Consider the following 21,303-nt stretch of genomic DNA (forward strand, 5'->3'; position numbering starts at 1 on the left):
TTGAGCTAAAATACAAAAACAATCAAGGTAAATATCTGCTTAGACAGGTTCTTTATAAATACTTGCCAAAAGAATTGGTTGATAAACCAAAATCAGGATTTCAAATACCTCTGAATGAGTGGCTTAGAGGAGAGTTGAAGCCTTTAGTTCTGAAATATCTAGATGAAAAGAATTTAGATAAAAATATTTTTAATATAGATGAAATTACTCATATTAAAAATAAGTTTTTTAATGGTGTCGATATTGGTACAACTATATGGTTTTTGCTGATGTATCAGATGTGGAAGGAAGAGTGGCTTGACTAAAAAAATACTATTTGTAGTCAATGTAGATTGGTTTTTTATCTCCCATAGATTACCGCTGGCAATAGAAGCTTTGAAAAGAGGGTATGAAGTACACATAGCTTGTGGCATCACAGACAAAAAAGAGTATTTAGAAAATCTGGGATTAAAAGTACACTCCTTGAGTTTATCAAGAAGCGCCACCGGTATAAGAGGAGAACTGAAGAGTTTTAGTGAAATATATAAAATATTAAAAAAAACAAATCCTGCTATCGCCCACTTTGTGACAATAAAACCTGTACTTTACGGTGGGATAGCTTCAAGATTTTTAAATATTGGCAAAAAAGTATTTTCTATATCCGGTCTAGGTTTTGTTTTTATCAAGCAAGGTTTAAAAGCTTCTCTTGTTAGAATTTTTATAAAAACTATGTATAGGGTTGCACTTTGTGGCAAAGATACTTATGTTGTAGTTCAAAACCCGGATGATAAAGCTGTTGTGAACTCTATATGTGATATTAATATTGCTTTGATACGAGGTTCCGGTGTAGATTTAAATCTATATAGCTATACTGAAGAAAACAGTGAGAAAATAAAAGTAATAATGGCTTGCCGACTTTTAAAAGACAAAGGCGTGTTTGAATATGTAGAGGCGGCAAAGATTATAAAAAATAAAGGGATTGACGTTGATTTTGAGCTCTACGGAGATACAGATATCCATAATCCTGCTGCATTGACTAATAATGAGCTGGAAAAAATAAAAAAAGATGGATTTGTTACGGTTTATGGTTTTAGAAATGATATAGCAAGTCTATTCCAAAAAGCCAATATTATAGTGCTTCCATCGTACAGGGAAGGTCTGCCAAAAGTTCTTATTGAAGCCGCTGCATGTGGAAGGGCAGTTGTCACAACTGATGTGCCTGGATGCCGTGATGCAATAGAGGCGGATATTACCGGGCTTTTATGCAAAGTAAGAGATGCTAATTCTTTAGCAGAGCAGATTGAAAAGCTTATTTTAGATAGTGATTTAAGAAACAGTATGGGAAAAGCAGGAAGAGAATTGGCCAAAAAAGAGTTTGATATAAAAAAAGTTGTGCAAAAACATTTTGAAATATATGAAGGCAAAGTGTGAAAAAACTTTTAATTACAGGCTCAAATGGCTTTGTCGGAAGTTACTTTATAAATAAGTACAAAAATAGATACAACATCAAAACTTTTAGTTTTTTATATGATGATATAGAAACTTTAGAGTGTGGTGGTATGGATGTGGTTTTTCATCTCTCTGCTTTGGTTCATCAGATGGGTGGAGCTAGTGTAGAGGAGTATGAGAGAGTAAATGTTACTCAAACTCTGGAATTAGCAAAAAAGGCAAAAGCATCTGGTGTTGGGCAGTTTGTTTTTATGAGCACTATTAAAGTTTATGGGGAAGAGACAAATATAGCTTATAGTGAAGATAGTGAGTGTAAGCCAGAAGATGAGTATGGTAAAAGCAAGTTAAAAGCGGAGCTGGAGCTGCTAAAACTTGAAGATAAAAATTTTAAAATCAATATCATAAGAACACCAATAGTTTACGGTTATGGCGTAAAAGCAAATATAAAAAATCTTGTGAACTTAGTAGAAAAAATTTCTCTTTTACCATTTGGTGGAATACAAAACAAAAGAAGTATGGTTTATATTGGCAACCTTTGCCATTTAGTAGAAGAAGTCATAAAACAGAATAAATCAGGTATATTTTTAGCTAGTGATGATGAACCGTTAAGCACTACAAGGCTTATAGAGCAAATAGCTAAAAGCTTAGGTAAAAAAGTCTATCTTGTCAAAATACCGTTTTTTGAGACTCTTTTAAAACTACTCAAGCCATCATTTCACAAAAGACTCTATGGAAGTTTAGAAGTGAGCAACACCATTACAAAACAGAAGCTAAATCTGAAAAATCCTTATAGTACAGAAGATGGTATAAGATTTATGATACATGGAGAAAAATAGATGATTTATATAGCCTTATTTCTCATCTCTTTTATGCTTACATACTTTATAAAAAATTATGCTATTAAAAAATCTCTTGTAGCAGAGGTGAATGAAAGAAGCAGCCATACTGTTCCGACTCCGCATGGTGGAGGAATAGCTATAGCCGTTACTTGGTTTGCTGGGCTTTCTTATTTATTTTATATTGAGCAGATAGATGCTTCACTTTTTTATGCTCTTTTAGTTGGGATAATCATCTCTGTGGTGAGTTTTTTTGATGATATCTTTGAGCTTTCAGCAAAGTTTAGAATATTGATGCAGGCTCTGGTTGCAGTTGGCGGATTAGTTGCTCTTGGAGGATTAAGGGCAATAGACTTTGGTTTTTTCAGTGTAGAAAATCAGATAGTGACCAATCTGTTTGCATTTTTAATGATAGTCTGGTTTATAAATCTCTATAACTTCTTAGACGGTATCGACGGTTATGCAGGTAGTGAAGCTATATTTTTGGCTATTGCGGGCTTAATACTCTTTGGCGGAGGGCACTTTATAGTTTTGGCTGTTTCAGTTTTTGGTTTTTTAGTTTGGAACTGGCATAGAGCGAAGATATTTATGGGTGATGTCGGAAGTACGCTTTTGGGGTATACGGTTGCTATTTTTACCATACATTATGCCAATGATGCAAGTCAAAATCTTTGGATATGGATAATACTTTTTGCTCTTTTTTGGTTTGATGCAACTTTGACACTCTTTAGAAGATATAAAAATGGTGAAAAACTATCTCAAGCACACAGAAAACACGCTTACCAAAGACTAACTCAAAGCGGTATGTCACATGAGAGAGTAGTTGTGGCTTCTATAATATTAAATATAGTATTATTCTTAGTTATTTATTTTATAGATAACATTTTTATGGCATTTACGGTTGCCTGTATGATTTTATACTCTGTCATGAGATACGCAGATGGAGAGAAAAGGTTTGAATAATGTTTAGTGTAGATAAGCGAATACTCAATTTTTTAGTGATAATAACACTTACTTTTGCGACTTTTTGGTGGACCTTTTTTATATTTCACATCCCGTTTGATTTTAAAGTTGTAATTAGTGTAATTTTTGTTCGCATGTTAGCATCAGTATTTATATTTAATGACTACTCCCTCTCTTGGTCAAAGGCATCTCAAAAATCATTTATTATAAAAAGTATGGTTTATATTGCTGCATTTGTAGTTTATATGCCTTTTTTTTATGGAAAAGTTAGATTTTCATTTTTAGCCTCTGAGCTATTTTTGTATCTATTTAGTATTAATTTTATTATGTACATGTACTACTACATAATTAATAAAAGTCGTGTGATAAAAACAAAATCAGTTGTAATTTACGGTGCCGGTAGAGCAGGAATAAAACTAGAGTCAGAGTTTATAGATACTCAATATAGAGTTAAATACTTTGTAGATGATGATAAAATAATTCAAAATCGCTCTATTGACGGGATTAGAGTTATCTCTAAACAAAAGCTAAAAGATAAGATAGGTGAAGAAAAATTTGACCTACTAGTTATAGCAATGCCATCAGCAAAGCAAAGCAGAATAAAAGAGATATACAATAACCTATCAATATATTTTAAAGCCATTCAGGTTTTACCATCATTAGATGAGATACTCGAAGGCAAAAATTTTACTACCCAACTTAAAGATATATCTGTAGAAGATTTACTTGCTCGTCATCCTCAGGATTTAGATAAAGAGAAAATAGTCTCTTTTATAAAAGATAAAACTATTTTAGTAACCGGTGCAGGCGGAAGTATAGGAAGTGAGATTTGTCGTCAATGTGAAAAATTCGGTGCTAAAAAACTTATACTTTTAGACCATAGTGAGTATAATCTTTATAAAATAGCAGAAGAAATAAATAACATAGAATCCATACCTGTTATGCAAAGTGTTGTTGATAAAGACTCTTTAAATAAAACTTTTGAGTCGCATAAACCGGACATAGTCATACACGCAGCTGCATATAAACATGTACCGCTTGTTGAGTCAAATATAGAAGAAGGAATTTTAAATAATATTATAGGTACTAAAAATGTTGTTGACATGTCAATAATACATCATGCGCAAAAAGTTGTCCTAATATCTACAGACAAAGCAGTCAGACCTACAAACGTCATGGGTGCAACAAAACGCATATGTGAACTTTATGCGCAAAATGCTAGCAGCATTTCTTTAGAAAACTCAAACGGGAACGGTACAGACATTGTAGCAGTAAGATTTGGCAATGTCCTTGGGAGTAGTGGTAGTGTTATACCTAAATTTAAATCCCAAATAGAAAATGGACAAAACATTACTGTAACACATCCGGACATAACAAGATATTTTATGCTTATACCAGAGGCTTGTGAGCTTGTTCTTCAAGCTGGAGCAATTGGAACCGGTGGGGAGATATTTATTCTTGATATGGGCGAGCCTATAAAGATAGTCGATTTGGCTAAAAAGATGATTGAACTTAGTGGCAGAGATGATATTAAGGTGGAGTTTAGCGGTCTTAGACCCGGTGAGAAGCTATACGAAGAGCTCTTGATAGACGATAGCGATGCAAAAACTGAGTATGAGTCTATAACCGTAGCAGGAAAAACAGAGTATGACATAGTTAAATTAAATCAAGATATTGTTGAGTTAATCTCTGCAAAAGATAAGATAGCAAAGTTAAAAGAGATAGTTCCGGAGTTTAATCATAGAGTAAACTAAAAGATTATGGTGGTACCAGAGAGGGGATTTGAACCCCTAAGCCCGAAGGCAGCGGATTTTGAATCCGCCGTGTATACCGTTCCACCACTCTGGCTTTGTGACGAAATAATAGTGACTTATTACTTAAATTCAAGTTATATATTAAAAAAGTAAATGGATTTTTGCCGATATAGTTTGAGTGGAACTTGTTTTGCTTAATATAATTTAGATATTTGTGCAGTGCGGTATAAAAAACGGAGGTGTGGTGTGAGAATTACAAGTAGTATGTATTATGATAGTATTTATAGCCAAAGCAATTCAAAATTAACTAAGAACCTTTTTGATGTAAATAAACAGATCGCCTCGGGACTAAGCATCCAGTACGCGCAAGATGATATAAGAACATTTACAGAAACCATGAGGCTAGACAATGAGATAGCATCTCTTGGGCAGATAAAGAGTAGTACGAGTAGTGCTCTAAAAATGTCTGATCAATCAGACTCGGTTTTAAATGAGTTTGAGACATCTATGAATCGAATGAGAACTCTTTTGCTAAGCGCTGCAAACGGAACTAATGATGAGACATCTCTTGATGCAATTGCGCAAGAGCTAAGGTCTATTGAGGATCATTTTAAAAATTTGGCAAATACATCTATCAACGGACAGTATCTATTTTCAGGCTCTGCTGTTGATGTAAAGCCTATTTCAGATGATGGTACGTACATGGGAAATGATGGGATACTAAAGGCATTTACCGGTTCAAAAACATCGCAGCAATACAACGTAAGTGGAAGCGAGCTTTTTCTTGGTGAAAAGAAGTTGGTAAAAAGAGAGATAACAACTAATGTTGCTCAAGCTGATTTAAGCGCAAAATATCCGGATTTTACAAACCCTGCTGTAACAGGCAGTCCTAAGCAGATTACAGGCAGTAGTACCATCCGTGACTTGATGGGGGATAGCGATAATGTAGTAGATGTCGGCGTACCAAAGCACTTTTTTTATGTCAGCGGAACTACAAGCAGCGGAACTTCTTTTAAAGAAAAAATATCCATGAGTGATGATGAGAAGGTTGATGATTTACTGAAAAAAATCGGTGATTTATATGGAAATACTCCGGAGGTTGATGTTGTAAATGTCAGCTTAAACGGTAACGGTCAAATTGTAATAGAAGATAAAATCAAAGGCTCTAGTAATATTGATTTTCATATGGTCGGTGCAACTGATTTGAGCGGTGGAGCAGCGGCTGATGTCGTAAATATAGATAGCTTAGGCGATGGAGAGCAGAGTTTTGATAAAATAATGCTTGGTACTTCAACAGCAACAAATCCAAATCTTCATGTCAAAGAATTTATTAAATCATCTTTAACCTCTGCTGATGGCGTTGCTGCAACTAACGGCATTGAAGGCACTATATATGATAGAGCTGAGTTTAGTAAAGATGGCGCAAGACTCTCTTCTGCAACTCCTCAAATTATTAAGGATACAAATGCATTTGCAACTGCTTCAACGAAACTCTCAGATGTAGCAGATCTCTCTCAAGGAGTAGCAGGAACGCTTAACGGAACATCTTTTGTAATGGAGGGAACCGATATTAATGGAAACCCTTATAGCGCGCAGGTTGATTTAGCAGCCGCGGGTTCAACTTTTACTGTTGGTGGAAATACGTACAATATATATAATGTTGATACTCCTAGAACAGCAGTTGACGGGGATGAGATGACATATAAGCAGTTTATGGATGTTTCCAATATGCTATCCACCGGTAATTTGCCGGCTTCTGTGCCGGGAACACCCGCAGAGTATGATGCCGCGATTGAAACATCTGATCTCTCAGGAAGAACATTTTTAAGCTACGATGGAAAAATGCAGTTCGAGGAGATCGGCACAAGTAATACAAATGCGACACTTGCGATTTATGATGTAAACAGTGCTGATTTTAACGTTGGTGCAGATGCTTCTGTTATGACTTTTAATACCAATAATGCCATAACTGTGCGTGATCCAAAAACAGATTTTTTCAAAACATTAGATGAGATAATAAAATCGGTTGAAAATTATAAGCTCTATCCAGATAGCAGTTCAGGAGATATAAGAAATGTAGGTATAGAGAACTCTATAGCTATGATGGACGACCTTCAAGATCATGTTTATAGATCACACTCTCAGGTCGGTGTACAGACAAATGCATTAAATACATCTTTGCAAAGAACGGAACTTCTAGAGATAAGTGCTAAGAGTTTGAGATCATCTGTTGTTGATACTGATATGGCTGAAGCTTCGCTAACTTTATCAAGATTAAACACCAATTATGAAGCGATGCTAGCAACAGCCGGAAAAGTTTCAAAACTAAGTTTAGTCAACTATCTGTAGTGTATGTTATACTTCACTTTTATTAATACCGATAGAATTTAATTTTTTTAAGGTAAAAAAGGAAGTTATAGTTTGAAAGATACTATATTTATAATTAGTTTTGGTTTGCTAGTATATCTTGGATTTGCAACACTCTTAGGGGATACTGCTCTTATGGGTAGCTATGGTGCTACATTTGCTTCATATAATCATGAATATTTTGGATACACATCTTATGTATATATATTTGCTTTTATAATTCCTCTATATTTTTTCTATAAAGACAGCAGGCTAAATATAAGAAAATTTGAGTTAATAGTAGCCTCTTTTTTAATCCTATTTTCATTTTTATTAGCACAAGCGATGCTTGTAGCAGACAGCTTGCGTGGAAAAATCGGTGCCGGTTTTGTGGATTTTTTATCTCCTTATATCGGAACATTCGGGCTTTGGACTTTTTGGTTTATTATAACCTTGCTCTCTATCGTAATTATCTTTGATAGGAGTGCTCATGAGATGGTTGACATCTTTTTAAAGAAGATTATAAACAGATTTTTTAGTAGTAAAGATAGAACTTCTAAAGAGGTAAAAAAAGAGATTAAAAATAAGATTGTAAGCGATAAAGAAGCCAAGCTTGCTAGAGATATTCCTGATGATTACTTTGAAGAAGAGATAGATAAGCCGACATACTTGAGAAAAGAGTCTGGTGCGACAAAAGGCTCAGAAACTCCCAAAGAGTTATCTGCTGTAAAACAACAAAATATTATAGATCTTGCAAATGATATTAAAGAGCAAAAAAATGCAATTATTATAGATGAGCTTGAAGAGAATGCAAAACTTCTGGAGTCTATAGAAAAAGGGGAGGTTGAAAAACCAAAGAACTTCAAACTCCCCTCTGTAGAGTTTCTTCAAAAACCAAACAATAAAGCGCACAGCGTAGATGAGAGCGAGCTTGACGATAAGATAAAGTTTCTTATAGAAAAATTGGCACATTTTAAGATAGATGGAGATGTAGTTAGAACGTATGCAGGTCCGGTAGTTTCAACTTTTGAGTTTAAACCCGCAGCTAATGTAAAAGTCTCTCGTATATTGAATTTGCAAGATGATTTAGCTATGGCACTCTCAGCTGAGACTATTCGTATCCAAGCACCGATTCCCGGTAAGGATGTCGTTGGAATTGAGATACCAAATGAGAAGATTGACACAATTTACTTAAGAGAAATTTTAGATAGCAAGCTTTTTAGGGAATCATCCTCTCCTCTTACAATTGTGCTAGGAAAAGATATAGTAGGTAAGCCTTTTATAACTGACTTGAAAAAACTCCCCCATCTTTTAATAGCAGGAACAACGGGAAGTGGTAAAAGTGTCGGAATAAATGCCATGATACTCTCACTTTTATATAAAAACTCACCTGATCAGCTCAGACTTCTGATGATTGATCCTAAAATGCTTGAATTTTCAATCTACAACGATATTCCGCATCTTTTGACTCCCGTTATTACAAAGGCAAAACAGGCGATTGTTGCACTTAACAACATGGTTAGTGAGATGGAGAGACGCTACTCCTTAATGAGTGAAAATAGAACAAAAAATATAGAGGGCTATAATGATAAAGTTAAAAAAACCGGCGGTGAGCATCTTCCATATATTGTAGTAATCATAGATGAGTTGGCTGATTTGATGATGACAAGCGGTAAGGATGTTGAACACTCGATTGCAAGGCTTGCCCAGATGGCAAGAGCTTCGGGAATACATCTCGTAGTAGCTACTCAAAGGCCCTCTGTTGATGTTGTAACAGGACTTATTAAAGCAAATTTACCTTCTCGCATCTCATATAGAGTAGGGCAGAAAGTTGATTCAAAGATTATTTTAGATCAGCAGGGTGCGGAATCGCTCCTTGGAAAAGGGGATATGCTATTTACTCCTCCGGGTTCAACAGGCTTAGTGCGTCTTCATGCACCTTGGAGTACGGAGGATGAGATAGAGAAGATTGTTGATTTTATTAAATCACAAAGAGAGCCAAACTATGACAAAAGCTTTTTGGTAGAAGAGAGCGAAGAGAGTGCGTCATCAAGTGATACATATGAGGAGCTAGATCCGCTATTTAGCGAAGCTAAGAATGTTGTTTTAACAGATAGAAAAACTTCAATATCTTATCTTCAAAGAAAACTTCAAATCGGCTATAACAAATCTGCAAGACTTATAGAGCAGCTAGAGGGGGAGGGGATACTCTCTACCCCAAACTCTAAAGGAATTCGTGAAATATTATAATGAGTAAAGCACACTTTGTTTTTACAAAACTTCATAACTCATTTAGTGTACATGTAAAAAACTTGGAAAATCTCTCTGTTGAACAGATACAAGCCATAGAGTCTTTTGTTCGGGAGAGAAAAGGTCTATTTGATTTTAATACTTACACTTTTGTTATTCAAAAAAGATTAGAATTTAACGAATTTGTCTCACTTTTACAAAAAAGCGCAATTGATGTTACTTGTGAAGAGAATTTTTTAAAAATCCAGCAGACGCAAAGAGTAGAGTTTGGAAAATATAAAGGATTGGAATACTGTGACCTGCCGGACTCCTATCTTCTATGGTTAAAAAGTAACTACAGTGGCAAAAGCAGAGAAATAGTAGAGGCAGAAATAAAATTTAGAAACTTATAGTGTTACTAAAATAAACACTATTTAAATAAAATTTCTAGCTTTTGTTTACTTTCGTAACACGTGTGTTTTACTGTTTACATATTTAGTTATAATCATTCATAAATTTATAAACAGGAATGATAATGGCATTTATAGAAGAGTATAAAGCACATATAGCAGAGAGAGAGGCACTCGGTGTTCCACCGCTTCCGCTATCTGCTGAACAGACTGCTGCATTAATCGAGATGATCAAAGCAGGACAAGGCGATATGAAACAGAATGTAGACTTAATCACAAACCGTGTTTCACCGGGTGTTGATGATGCTGCATACGTTAAAGCTGCATTTTTAAATGATGTTGCTTCTGAAAAAGTTAGCGTAGATGCTATATCTCCTGCTCATGCCGTTAAAATAATGGGTATGATGCTTGGTGGATACAATGTGAAGCCTCTGGTTGATGCTCTTGCTTCAAAAAATTCCGAGGTTGTTGAGGCTGCAAAAGAGGCTCTAAAGCATACTCTTCTTGTGTATGATGCATTTAATGATGTAGAAGAGCTGCACAAAGCCGGAAATGCACATGCTACTGAAGTTATGACTTCATGGGCAAATGCTGAGTGGTTTACTCAAAAGCCGGAACTAGCTTCTGAGATAACCGTTACCGTATATAAGGTGCCGGGAGAGACAAATACAGATGATCTTTCACCTGCTTCTGAAGCGTTTACTCGTTCAGACATTCCTCTTCATGCAAACTCTATGTTGCAGTCTAAAATGGAAAACCCTATAGCAACAATTGCTAAATTAAAAGAAGCAGGGCATCCTATAGCTTACGTAGGTGATGTTGTAGGAACAGGCTCTAGCCGTAAATCTGGTGTTAACTCTGTTCAGTGGCACATGGGTGAAGATATCCCAGGTGTTCCAAATAAGCGTACAGGCGGTGTAGTTATAGGTGGTATTATTGCTCCTATTTTCTTTGCTACATGTGAGGATTCAGGCGCTCTTCCGTTAGAGATGGATGTTACATCTATGGAGACGGGTGATGTTGTTACTATTTATCCATACAAAGGTGAAGCGCATAAAGATGGAAAGTGTATAGCTACATTTAAGCTAAACCCAAACACTATCACTGATGAAGTACGTGCAGGCGGTCGTATCCCGCTTATCATCGGTCGTGGTTTAACAGCTAAAGCGCGTGGTGTTCTTGGTCTTGGTGCATCAAATGCATTTTTGACGGCAGAGCAACCGGCTGATACAGGTAAAGGTTATACGCTTGCTCAGAAGATGGTAGGTAAGGCTTGCGGTATGGACGGTGTTCGCCCGGGAATGTATGTTGAGCCTGTAACTTCAACAGTAGGAAGTCAAGATACAACAGGACCTATGACAAGAGATGAGATAAAAGAGTTGGCGGCTCTAGGCTTCTCGGCTGACTTAGTTATGCAATCTTTTTGTCACACGGCAGCATATCCAAAACCTTCAGATGTTATTATGCACCACACACTTCCTGATTTTATCTCTAACCGTTCAGGTGTTGCACTTCGCCCAGGTGATGGCGTTATCCACTCTTGGTTAAACCGTTTAACTCTTCCTGATACTGTAGGTACGGGCGCAGACTCTCATACACGTTTCCCAATCGGCATCTCTTTTCCGGGTGGCTCTGGCATCGTTGCTTTTGCTGCGGTAACCGGCTCTATGCCTCTTACAATGCCGGAATCTGTACTTGTTAGATTTAAAGGCGAACTACAGCCGGGTATCACACTTCGTGACCTTGTAAACGCTATTCCTTATTATGCAATTAAAGATGGTCTTTTAACTGTTGAGAAAAAAGGTAAGAAAAATATTTTCAACGGGCGTATTTTAGAGATAGAGGGTCTTCCTAATCTTAAAGCAGAGCAGGCATTTGAACTCTCAGATGCCTCGGCTGAGCGTTCTGCTGCTGCATGTACGGTACTTTTAAACGAAGAGCCGGTTGTTGAGTACCTAAAATCAAATGTCGCACTTATCGAAGCGATGATTGCCGATGGTTACCAAGATGCTCGTACACTGCAGCGTCGTGCAGATAAAATGAAGGAGTGGTTAAACAAGCCTTCTTTAATGCAGCCTGACTCTGATGCAGAGTACGCAGCGGTCATAGAGATTGATCTAAATGAAGTAAAAGAGCCGATTGTAGCTTGTCCTAATGATCCTGACAATGTTAAACTTTTAAGTGAAGTTGCAGGTGAGAAGATTGATGAAGTATTCCTCGGTTCTTGTATGACTAATATAGGTCACTACCGTGCTGCAGGTGAAGTTATGCGCGGTGAAGGCAAGGTTGCAGTTGAGAAATTCTGGATAGTTCCTCCTACTCGTATGGATGAGCAACAGCTAATCAACGAAGGTTACTATGATGTTTTTGGATCTATAGAAGCACAAACCGAGGTACCTGGTTGTTCACTTTGTATGGGTAATCAAGCAAGTGCTCGTCCAAACTCGACGGTATTTTCTACATCTACTCGTAACTTTGACAACCGTCTAGGTAAAGGTACTCAGGTTTATCTTGGTTCTGCTGAACTTGCGGCAGTATGTGCTAAGTTGGGTAGAATTCCTACGGTAGAGGAGTATATGAGCATTGTACCTTCAAAGCTTGCAGGAAAAGCGGAAAATGTTTATAGATATCTAAACTTCAATGAGATTAAAGATTATCATCTTGAAGATCGTACGGTGGCAGAAGAGAAATATGGTGTTACGATTAAAGCCGTATAAGCTCCAATCATAGTAGAAGAGGTCATAGACCTCTTCTACAAAACTTAAATTAATCAATCTTTTATAATATCAAACTCCATTGGATACTTCGGCATAAAGAGTGACTCATTAATAGCGTGGTCTTGTTTTTGATTCTTAAAAACTATTTTAACCTTGTTTTCAAACTCATCTAAATAGGATATTGACTCTATTAAGTTTCCATTTTTAACTATGCTAAATTTAGAATCTCTATAGTAAGCGACATAGAGGTTATTACCAATCTTTTTAGCATTAGAAACTATCTTAAAGAAGTCAAAATTTGATTCTAATCTTTTAATGATAACTTGTTCTATCTCAGGCTCAACAATTGTTACTTCAAAATTATTTATATAGACATCTTTTTTAACCGGTTTTATATAACTCCATTTGGCATTTTGCGGCTTTAGAGCTACAATATGTCCACTATAGCTTAAAACTTTTTCTTTCTCATCTGTTATACTCTGTACAAAATCAGCTTCAAATGAAGTCATCTCCTCGAGTGATGCAAAAAGCTGCATAGTAATTAAAATAGTAAGAAGAAATTGTTTCATCTTTATCCTTGTTTTTAAAAATTATATCCAAGCCACTGTTTACATATTGATTAATATTAATTTTTAAAAAAATCATTTTACGATTTATGCAAATTATTATTATAAGTATGATAAAATAAGAAGAATTTCAGTGATAAGTGTTCGTAAGATACGCACTTATCTATAATAAGGGTGCGAATGCTACAGGCATTATTAGGCAATATTTTTGGTACCACAAATGACCGTGAATTAAAAAAATATGTAAAAATAGTAAATAAGATAAATAGTTTAGAGGATAAATATAAAGCCTTAAGTGATGATGAGCTAAAAAGTGAGTTTGCTGAGCTTAAGAAGAGTGTTCTAAGCAAAGAGAGAAGCCTTAATGATATTTTGGCTGACTCTTTTGCAATAACAAGAGAGGCTAGTGTTAGAACACTAAACATGAGACACTTTGATGTTCAACTGATAGGCGGTGTTGTGCTTCATGAGGGTAGAATTGCCGAGATGAAAACAGGGGAAGGGAAGACGCTTGTAGCAACCCTACCGATTGTTTTAAACGCAATTGAGGGTAAAGGTGTTCATCTTGTAACAGTTAATGACTACCTCGCTTCAAGAGATGGCAACGAGATGCGACCTCTATATGAGTTTTTGGGCTTTAGCGTAGGTGTTATTGAAGAGAATATGCATGATCCTGCCATCAAAAGAGAGGTTTACAATGCTGACATTACTTATGGAACAAATAACGAGTTTGGTTTTGATTATCTAAGAGACAACATGAGCTACTCCAAAGAGCATATGGTTCAAAGAGGTCACAACTTTGTTATCGTTGATGAAGTAGATAGTATTTTAATTGATGAAGCAAGAACGCCTCTAATAATTTCTGGACCTACAAACAGAACCCTTCAAGACTTTGCGGATGCAAATAAGATTGCTCTTAAACTTGTTAAGGATGAGCACTTTAGTGTTGATGAAAAAGATAAGGTTATTCTGCTTACGGAAGAGGGTATAACAAAAGCCGAAGAGCTATTTAATGTTGAGAATCTCTACAGTCCCGAGAACGCTTCACTCTCGCATATACTTGATCAGGCTCTAAAGGCAAACTACCTTTTTGAAAAAGATGTAGATTATGTTGTAAATAACGGCGAAGTTGTAATTGTAGATGAGTTTACGGGGCGCTTGAGTGAAGGGCGTCGTTACTCTGAGGGTCTTCATCAGGCGTTAGAGGCAAAAGAGAGTGTTGAGATCAAGGAGGAGACTCAAACATTGGCAGATATTACATTTCAAAACTACTTTAGAATGTATGATAAACTTGCCGGAATGACGGGAACTGCACAGACAGAAGCTTCAGAGTTTTCGCAGATTTACTCACTTGATGTTATCTCCATCCCCACAAACATTCCAATTGCCAGAAAAGATTTAAATGACCTTATCTATAAAACTGAAAAAGAGAAGTTTGAGGCCGTTATACAGACGATAAAAAAACTCTCAAAGACAGGACAACCTGTTTTAATCGGTACGGCTTCTATTGATAAATCAGAACTCCTTCATGAGATGCTTAAAAAAGAGAAAATAGCACATACGGTCTTAAATGCAAAAAATCACGCCCAAGAGGGTGAGATAATTAAGAATGCCGGTGCTAAAGGTGCAGTAACTATTGCTACAAACATGGCAGGGCGTGGTGTTGATATTAAAGTAGATGATGAAGTAAGAGCACTTGGCGGTCTATACATTATAGGAACTGAGCGACATGAGAATCGTCGTATAGATAATCAGCTTCGCGGAAGAAGCGGACGTCAAGGTGATCCCGGAGTTACACAGTTTTATCTGTCTCTTGAAGATAATCTTCTTAGAATTTTCGGAAGCGATAAGATTAAAAACATCATGGAGAGGCTCGGTGTAGAAGATGGCGAGTATATTGAGTCAAAGATGGTTACACGCGCAGTAGAGAAGGCTCAGAAAAAAGTTGAAAACATGCATTATGAGGGCAGAAAGCAAGTTGTTGAGTATGATGATGTTGCAAATGAACAAAGAAAAATTGTTTACAGATTTAGAAACCAACTTCTTGACCCTGAGTTTGATATATCTACGAAAATAAACGAGATTAGAGCCGAATATATAGAGCATATTTTAAATAGCTGTGATATCTTTGACGGTGGAGACAAGAGCGATTTTAACTTAGAGAAGGTTTTTAAACTACTCCTTGAAGAGTTAAATATAGAACTTGATCCAAGTACATTCTCTGAGTTTGAGTATGAAGAGCTACTAAATGCAGTGCTTAATAGTATCAAGAAAACATATGATGAGAAAATGAGTGTATTAGATGATAATATCCGTAGTGAAATAGAGAGAGAGCTGTACCTAAAAGAGCTTGACAGCGTTTGGAGAGAGCATCTTTATGCTATGGATAATATGAAAACAGGCATAAGACTTCGTGCCTATAATCAAAAAGATCCGCTTGTTGAGTATAAAAAAGAGAGTTTTAATCTCTTTACGGAGTTAATTGCAGATATTAAATTTAACACAATAAAGACTCTTCATGTTGTTCAATTTAGAGTTGACGACCCGCAGGAAGAGGCAAAAAAAGCAGCAGAGCAATTAGATATTGAGAGAAAAATAAATGAAGCAGCGAGACAGTTTAATCTTTATCAGGAGCAAAGCAAAACAAAAAAAGTATCAAGAAATGAACTTTGTCCATGCGGGAGTGGCAAAAAATATAAGCAGTGCTGTGGCAAGAGTGGTCCTAAGAAAGGGGTGTTTGCAGCTAAAGGTGCATCAGTTTCTTGAAAAAATCTATAGTTTCATATTTAGTAAAACGTTTTTTACGTTTTGATAGTGAGCAGCCATTTATCTTTTTATCTGCACTGTTAGCATTTCTAGGTATAACCTTAGGTGTTATGGTTCTCATGATAGCCATGGCACTTATGAATGGCTTTGATAAAGAGTTTAGAAAAAAGCTAACAATAATGAACTACCCATTAACTGTTATCCCAAAGTTCTATGGAGCTGTTAATGAAGGTCTTCTTTTAGAGCTTGAATCAAAATTTCAAGATTTAAGATTTAGCCCCTATATACAATCATCTGTTATGGCAAGAAGCGGTTCAAAGCTTGAAGGCGGCTATATATTTGGCGTAGATTTTGAGAGTGAAGCCAAAGTAAACAGTGTTCTTTATGAGGCTATAAAAGAGAATAGCTTTAATAAATTTGATATATTGATAGGGAAATCACTCAAGGAGGAGTTAGATCTTAGCCATGGCGATAAACTGATGTATATTTTTACACATGTCGAACCGGGTGGAATGTCGGTTACTCCTAAGATTAAAAGATTTAACGTAAGTGGGGTTTTTGATTCAGGGCTCTCCGCTTATGACAAAGCATATAGCTATACAACTCTTGCGTCACTTCAAGCTATCATGAATATACCAAGTAATCACTACAGCGGAATCCATATCTACTCTGAAAATCCGCATGAAGATATATTAAAAATAAAAAAGTACCTTCCAAGCAGCGTCTCTATAAAAGGGTGGTGGGAAGATAATGTAAACTTTTTTGCGGCATTAGAGCTTGAGAAAGTCTCTTTGTTTATAGTTCTCATGCTTATCATACTAATTGCCGCCATAAATATCATATCTTCACTTCTGATGACCGTTATGAATAGAAGAAGTGAGATAGCACTACTTTTATCCCTTGGTGCCACCTCTGCTGAGATTAAAAAAGTATTTTTATATTTAGGAATTGTTATTGGAGTTAGCGGTATATTTGCCGGAGTATTGCTTGGCATGAGCGGTTTATGGATACTTAGCACATTTGATATAGTTAATTTACCTAAAGATGTATATCCTACATCTACGCTGCCGCTTGATTTAAGCTTTAAAGATTTTATATCTATAGTTGTCGGAGCATTTGTAATTGTTGTTCTCTCCTCTTTTTACCCGGCAAAAAAGGCTAGTGAAGTAGATATACTCACTGTTCTTAGGAATGAGTAGAAGGTTCTCTACTCACTCTTTTTGTCATCTATTTTAAATAGCTCAAACGGGTACATGAATGTTCTTTTTATTATATTAAAAGGAGCAACTGCGATATCTTTTGCCACTTGAGTAGTTACATCAGGGTCATCGAGTTTGCCGGTTACTTTTAGTGATGTAGAGATATTCTCTTTCCCAAGAAGAATGTATCCGACAAGCGGTATCTTTGATATTGAGCTTCCAAGGTCTGTTTTTAGATTTAAATCTAGATTTATGCTATTTTTTTCTATACTAGCTTCTCCAAGACCGACAATCTCAATCTCTTTTGATTTGAGATATATATCACTCATTTTATAGATTTCATCTTTTAATTTAAAATTAATATATGTCTCTTCTGCAGCTATTCCATTTTTGTTGTAGCCCGGAAGAGAGAATGTCACTAATGAGGGAACGGTATTTACAAAAGCGAGAATATTGTTTAAAATTTTATAGTCAAGAATAGTTGTATTTTTAATATGAGCCATTCCATCATACTCTTTAATTGAGCCGTTTATAAAAAACTCAAAAGAGCCGCCCTTGAATTTAGAAAGTGCAAAAAGCTTATCCATAAACTCATCATTAAACTCATCTCCATATAGATATAGTTTATCTTTATCTAGGCTAAAAACAGCACGTCCTCTATTATGTAGAAGTTCTGCAGAAATAGCCTTATTGATATATTTTAGAGTAATTCTATCAGAAATTATACGTCTATTTTTTGCTAGAAAAAGATAGGAGTTTTTCGCTTCAAAGAAGAGAGTTATATCTTTGTTGCTATCATTAACATCTTCTCTTTGATCAAAGAAATTTATAATCTCTTTGATGTTTATTCCTGCATTGTTTGCACTTATTTTTATATCATCTTCTATCTTGATGTCAACAGAGTTATTAATAGTTAAGTCTATATTTTTTGTATCTATATTATATTTTCCATTAATTAGATAGTTCTCAATCGGTTCATCTATAGTAGTTAAAAACTTATATCTAAAATCGCTCTGTAGAGAAAAATCTATGCTCTCCTGATTTAGTTTTTTTTCTATTTTTAAGCTTCCATTTGTTAAATCATACTTTTTTAAAACTTTTGACTCTTCATAGATTTTTTCTAAAGATTTTATATTTGCAACCCAGCCGCTGTTGTCGTTTAAAAATTCAAAATCGTAATCATTAGAGCCTATTGTAGTCTGATTGCTCTTTTGCTGAATAAAGAGTTCGACTTTTTTGTCTGTTTTAAATACTTCACCAAATGCATCATTTTTCACTTCACTCTCTTGAAGAGTTACAGTCCCATAAGAGCTGCTTAGATTGTAATCTAAAGCTATTTTAGCCTTAAATATATCATCGAACTTAAGATATATATCTTTTGCTTTAAGTGACCCATCTTTAATATTAAACATAATATTCTCAAGAGTTGCATTTTTTTTGTTTATATCAAACGAAATTGTTTTTTTTGAAGAGAGGCTTATATTTTTATTTTCATATATTAAGTCAAAAGAGGGCATCGGTTTGTTAAGTTTTATATTGTTGTCGTAGAGTTTAAGTAGCTCTATATTAAAAGCCGCCTTACCTGATTTAAACGATATATCTCCATAGAGCGAAGCTGAGCCGAGTTTTGGTGAAATTATTGAAGTAGTAGGTATGCGTGCTTTAAGAGTTTTTATATCAAAAGGTGTCTTTATTGCGCTTAAGTTAAATATTTTTTCTTTATAACCCCAAGAAGATTTATCTATAAACAGATAGTCACCATCTGCAGAGATGGTATAGGTTGCAGTAAGCGGTTTTCTCTTATTTATAAGCGATAACGCCCCATCATCTGAGCTAATCTTATCAAACTCAAATGTCAGTTTACCGCTTGACTTTTTTGCGTCAAACTCTAAGTCAACATTTGCCGAAGCAATGTTTTTGTATTTTGCCGACATATTGTCAACTTTTACGTGAGTGTTTTTTAAGTAGACAGCGGCTTCTAATATATCAATATCTAGCCCCAGATATTTAATCTCTGCATCTTTTGCATAAAAGAGCCCATCTGCTTCAACATCAAGCGTTCGCAAGTTTATCTCTAGCTTGAGGTCAGTTTCGACATGACCTCTGTTTTGGATAAACGGCAGTTCAATCTTATATCTCTCAAGCAGAGAAAGAATATCCTTGTTTACCTGCGCTTTAAAAAGTAGTTGTAGCGTTAAAATCTCTTCATCTTTTGAAAAGTCGATTTTCAACCAGCTCTTATCAAGAAAAAAGTTATATGAGTAGCCGTTTTTTGGTCTTATGTAGAGCACTCCATTTTTAAATTCAAGCTGGGTCTCTGCGGAACTAACTGCTGCGAGTTTCTCATCATATCTATATATTGAATCATTTGCCGTTGCTTTTGCATGAAGATTTAAAAACGCTTTATCTATATTTTTATACTCAATCCAGCCATAAAAGCTCTCCAGTGACAGGCTTGACATATCTAGCGCATCATATACCCAATAATTTATCTCTGCATTTAAATCAAAAAGATCTACAATCTCTTTTGTATTGTGTATATTATCCTTAGACTTTAGCTCATAAGATAATCTCTTGGTATCGCCATGCGCAAATAGGTTTAGTTTTGTATCATCATGCAGGAGTATATTTAGAGATGTTTCAAATCCCATCTCTTTTGCATTTAGTACTGCATTACCGTCAATTATCACTCTATTGTTTAAGGCTTTAAACTCATTTAATTCAAGATAGAGCAGACCGTTGCTTGGTAAAATAGAGCTATTAAGAGTAAAGTTTTCTGACGCAAGCTTAATATACCCCTCTTTATCATCTATATATTTTATACTACCCTCTATATCGTTTAGCAAGATAGTATAAATATCTAGCTCCTTTAACCAGCTAGTAAAAGGGAGTATAGTTTTTATAGTTTTGAGGATTTTTTCATAATCTTCTGTAGAGCTCTGCTCATGCTTATCTTCTATAATATTGACTTCATTAGCGCTTAGGCTTATTTTTTCATCCCATTTAATGTATAATTTCTTAACTTTAATGTTTTGGAGCGAGATCTCCTCCAGATATAGCCCGTTTTGAAGAATTATAAAAAGAGCAAAGAGCGATAAGATAATGAATGATAAAGCACTAAGAAGTATAAAATGGATTTTTGAGATTGTTCTGATTATTATATTGTCGTTCATGTACTACCTAAATAAGCCTATAAATTCCCCAAAAATCATACATATTCCTAAAGGTTCTATTAATAAGATTATAACACATTTGAATAACAAAAATATCAATGTAAGCAAACTTGACTCACTGCTTTTAAGGTTTATAGGTTCTCCACAAAGCGGATGGATAAACATTGGCAAAACTATTTCTACAAGGGGTGATTTCTTACATAAACTAACCACGGCAAAAGCTCCACTGCAAAATGTTACTTTAATTCCTGGCGAGACTACCTATATATTTTTAAAACAGCTCTCAAATGAGTTAAATCTTGATCACAATGTATTACAAAGAGAGTATGAGCAGCAGACAAAATATATAGAGGGTGCATTTGTTCCAAATACATATAGTCTGCCAATGGGAATCACTGAAAAAATGGCAGTCAAAATACTCCTAGGCGAATCATTTTCACAAATGAAAGATTTATCGATGAAGATATTTGGCACATTTAATGAGAAGAGATGGTTTCGTTTTGTAACAATTGCATCAATTATAGAGAAGGAATCTGCAAATATAGAGGAGATGCCGCTAGTGAGTTCTGTTATATACAATAGGATTAAAAAGGGTATGAAACTGCAGATGGATGGAACCCTCAATTATGGAAAAAATTCACATGTAAGAGTAACTCCCAAGATGATTAAAGAGGACACTTCTATATACAATACGTACCTACACAGCGGCATTCCGGCTGCTCCAGTCTGCAATGTAAGCTTTGATGCAATTAAGGCTGCAATCTTTCCTGCAAAAACAGATTACCTCTATTTTATGAAATCAAAGAGCGGTAAGCATAATTTCTCACGTAACTATTCTACACATTTAGCCAATATAAAGCGTGCTACAAAATGAAACGTTTTTCTAAAATAAATTAATCTTTTTATCAGCTTGCCC

Annotated in this window: 14 protein-coding genes and 1 tRNA gene; 12 read left to right on the plus strand and 3 right to left on the minus strand. The window is 35.4% G+C overall.

Annotated elements, in window-relative coordinates; genetic code table 11:
- The 5 genes from M0Q20_RS00005 to M0Q20_RS00025 form a co-directional block, all read left to right on the plus strand.
- On the plus strand, positions 1-305 hold a 305-nt coding region (locus tag M0Q20_RS00005), incomplete at its 5' end, for an asparagine synthase-related protein (protein ID WP_295057269.1).
- Complete coding sequence (locus M0Q20_RS00010) at positions 298-1,410, plus strand: glycosyltransferase family 4 protein (RefSeq protein ID WP_295057272.1); 1,113 nt, start codon at positions 298-300, stop codon at positions 1,408-1,410. The genes M0Q20_RS00005 and M0Q20_RS00010, both read left to right, overlap by 8 nt.
- Positions 1,407-2,264, plus strand: coding sequence for an NAD-dependent epimerase/dehydratase family protein (locus M0Q20_RS00015; protein ID WP_295057275.1), 858 nt, complete (start codon positions 1,407-1,409; stop codon positions 2,262-2,264). Before M0Q20_RS00010 ends, M0Q20_RS00015 begins: the two co-directional genes overlap by 4 nt.
- Positions 2,265-3,227 (plus strand): glycosyltransferase family 4 protein, encoded by a 963-nt coding sequence (locus tag M0Q20_RS00020; RefSeq protein ID WP_295057278.1) that lies wholly within the window; start codon positions 2,265-2,267, stop codon positions 3,225-3,227. It abuts the gene before it with no gap.
- Positions 3,227-4,981 carry a nucleoside-diphosphate sugar epimerase/dehydratase gene (locus tag M0Q20_RS00025; RefSeq protein WP_295057281.1) on the plus strand — a complete coding sequence of 585 codons (1,755 nt, stop codon included), beginning with the start codon at positions 3,227-3,229 and terminating at the stop codon, positions 4,979-4,981. The genes M0Q20_RS00020 and M0Q20_RS00025 overlap by 1 nt, the downstream gene beginning before the upstream one ends.
- 10 nt (positions 4,982-4,991) lie before the next feature.
- On the opposite strand, the gene M0Q20_RS00030 is transcribed toward M0Q20_RS00025, so the two are convergent.
- Positions 4,992-5,075: transfer RNA gene (locus M0Q20_RS00030), tRNA-Leu, on the minus strand.
- Positions 5,076-5,227: 152 nt separating this feature from the next.
- Here M0Q20_RS00030 and M0Q20_RS00035 point away from each other — a divergent pair.
- The 4 genes from M0Q20_RS00035 to acnB all read left to right on the plus strand — a co-directional run bounded on the left by M0Q20_RS00035 (position 5,228) and on the right by acnB (position 12,683).
- Positions 5,228-7,330 (plus strand): flagellar biosynthesis protein FlgL, encoded by a 2,103-nt coding sequence (locus M0Q20_RS00035; protein WP_295057284.1) that lies wholly within the window; start codon positions 5,228-5,230, stop codon positions 7,328-7,330.
- A gap of 72 nt (positions 7,331-7,402) precedes the next feature.
- Positions 7,403-9,577, plus strand: coding sequence for a DNA translocase FtsK (locus M0Q20_RS00040; protein ID WP_295057287.1), 2,175 nt, complete (start codon positions 7,403-7,405; stop codon positions 9,575-9,577).
- The gene (locus M0Q20_RS00045) at positions 9,577-9,969 is read left to right on the plus strand and encodes a DUF3820 family protein (RefSeq protein WP_295057290.1); all 393 of its coding nucleotides are present in this window, start codon (positions 9,577-9,579) and stop codon (positions 9,967-9,969) included. Before M0Q20_RS00040 ends, M0Q20_RS00045 begins: the two co-directional genes overlap by 1 nt.
- A gap of 122 nt (positions 9,970-10,091) precedes the next feature.
- The gene (gene acnB / locus M0Q20_RS00050) at positions 10,092-12,683 is read left to right on the plus strand and encodes a bifunctional aconitate hydratase 2/2-methylisocitrate dehydratase (protein WP_295057293.1); all 2,592 of its coding nucleotides are present in this window, start codon (positions 10,092-10,094) and stop codon (positions 12,681-12,683) included.
- A 53-nt stretch (positions 12,684-12,736) separates the two neighbouring features.
- Here the strand turns inward: acnB and lolA are convergent, their stop codons facing one another.
- On the minus strand, positions 12,737-13,252 hold the full coding sequence (lolA, locus tag M0Q20_RS00055; RefSeq protein ID WP_295057295.1) for a LolA-like outer membrane lipoprotein chaperone: 516 nt from the start codon (positions 13,250-13,252) through the stop codon (positions 12,737-12,739).
- 177 nt (positions 13,253-13,429) lie between these two features.
- Here lolA and secA point away from each other — a divergent pair, with 177 nt between their 5' ends.
- Together secA and M0Q20_RS00065 are read left to right on the plus strand one after the other, a co-directional pair.
- Positions 13,430-16,015 (plus strand): preprotein translocase subunit SecA, encoded by a 2,586-nt coding sequence (secA, locus tag M0Q20_RS00060; protein ID WP_295057298.1) that lies wholly within the window; start codon positions 13,430-13,432, stop codon positions 16,013-16,015.
- Positions 16,012-17,214 (plus strand): ABC transporter permease, encoded by a 1,203-nt coding sequence (locus M0Q20_RS00065; protein ID WP_295057301.1) that lies wholly within the window; start codon positions 16,012-16,014, stop codon positions 17,212-17,214. The genes secA and M0Q20_RS00065 overlap by 4 nt, the downstream gene beginning before the upstream one ends.
- Before the next feature lie 8 nt (positions 17,215-17,222).
- Here M0Q20_RS00065 and M0Q20_RS00070 read toward each other — a convergent pair whose 3' ends face one another.
- Positions 17,223-20,387, minus strand: a complete 3,165-nt coding sequence (locus M0Q20_RS00070) for an AsmA-like C-terminal domain-containing protein (protein WP_295057304.1) — start codon at positions 20,385-20,387, stop codon at positions 17,223-17,225.
- Here M0Q20_RS00070 and mltG point away from each other — a divergent pair.
- The gene (gene mltG / locus M0Q20_RS00075; protein WP_295057688.1) at positions 20,386-21,261 is read left to right on the plus strand and encodes an endolytic transglycosylase MltG; all 876 of its coding nucleotides are present in this window, start codon (positions 20,386-20,388) and stop codon (positions 21,259-21,261) included. The two genes, M0Q20_RS00070 and mltG, sit on opposite strands and share 2 nt — an antisense overlap.
- Positions 21,262-21,303: the final 42 nt, after the last annotated feature.

It is taken from the genome of Sulfurimonas sp. (assembly GCF_023229025.1).
Lineage (GTDB): Bacteria > Campylobacterota > Campylobacteria > Campylobacterales > Sulfurimonadaceae > Sulfurimonas.